Here is a 1,302-nt window from a genome sequence, read left to right as displayed (position 1 = left end):
GGCCTGGGCGGTACCGGAGGCCACGGCCGAACCGGCCATGACCAGACCGGCCAGACCCGAAGCCCGCAGCAGCGTACGACGCGACGAGGCGGAGGACGGGTTCGGGGACGATGCATTGACGGACATGGCGGAGGTGCTCCTCGCTGTGTCGATGCGTGCTCGATGAGGACCGACTGCCGGTCGGTCGCGGTCGGATCGTGTTGCGGTACGGCGGGACGAGGCGCGGACGTCAGATCGTGTTGCGGTACGGCGGCATGAAGCGCATGCGCGGCATCTGGTCGGCGAGCACTCCCCCGTCGACGACGATCCGCGCCCCGGTGAGATACGCCCCGGCGTCCGAGGCGAGCAGCAGCAGTGCGCCCACGCATTCGTCGGGCTGTGCGTACCTGCCCAGCGGGATGCGCTCGCGGTAGGCGGATTCGAAGGCTTCCCGGTCGAAGGGGAACTCTCCGTCGATGGGGGTCTCGACCATGCCGGGGGCCAGGGTGTTGGCGGTGATGCCGTACGGGGCGAGTTCGACCGCCAGGGTCTCGGTGAGCAGTTGGGCGGCGGCCTTGGAGGCGTTGTAGTGGGCCAGGCCCGCCTCCGCCACCAGGGCGTTCTTCGAGGTGATGGTGATGATGCGGCCGGCGACGGCGTCCGCCGTCATGTGTTCGGCGATGCGCTGGCTGAGGAAGAAGACGGCGTCGACGTTGACCCGCATGATGTGCGACCAGCTCGCGGGGGTGATCTCGTTGAAGCGTTCCAGCGCCGCCGTTCCCGCGTTGTTGACCAGGATGTGCAACGGTCCGGCCTCGGCGCGCACGGCATCGACGAAGCCGGGCAGCGCGTCGATGTCCGCAAGGTCCTGGCCGTAGGTGCGGACCCGGCGGCCGAGCGCCTCGACGGCCGCCGCGGTCCCGGCGACGCCGTCGGCACCGGGCAGGTCGACGAGGACCAGGTCGGCGCCAGCCTCGGCGAGGCCGACGGCGAAGGACCGGCCGAGACCCCGGGCGGCCCCGGTCACGACCGCGGTGCGGCCGGTCAGGTCGAAGCGGTCGGTTCCGCGGGGCGGGACGGCTGCGGTCATGACGGGATTCCTCCAGGCGGAGAGGTACGAAGAGGGGTGCGGTGGTTTTGGCCCTGGTCCGCCGGAGGGGTCCGGGCCGCCGCGCAGGGACACGGGGGTGGGAGCGCGGCGGCCCGGCTGCCGGGCCGGGCCCGGGGGCGGCCCCCGGCGCCGCCCCGGCCGGGAGGGGGGGCCCGCCCCGGGCGCCGCGCCCCCCCAGCCCCGGACCCCACCCCCCCCGGGGGTTTACCACC

1 protein-coding gene is annotated in these 1,302 nt (G+C 73.6%); it reads right to left on the bottom strand.

Annotated features, from left to right (window positions below; genetic code table 11):
* Positions 1 to 229: 229 nt before the first annotated feature.
* Positions 230 to 1,069 carry an SDR family NAD(P)-dependent oxidoreductase gene (locus tag ACF1B9_RS37970; RefSeq protein ID WP_391746944.1) on the bottom strand — a complete coding sequence of 280 codons (840 nt, stop codon included), beginning with the start codon at positions 1,067 to 1,069 and terminating at the stop codon, positions 230 to 232.
* Positions 1,070 to 1,302 lie beyond the last annotated feature (233 nt).

Source organism: Streptomyces sp. NPDC014727 (assembly GCF_043083485.1).
Lineage (GTDB): Bacteria > Actinomycetota > Actinomycetes > Streptomycetales > Streptomycetaceae > Streptomyces.
The sequence above is the reverse complement of the archived record's forward strand: the minus strand, read 5'-3'. Positions and strand labels throughout refer to the sequence as shown.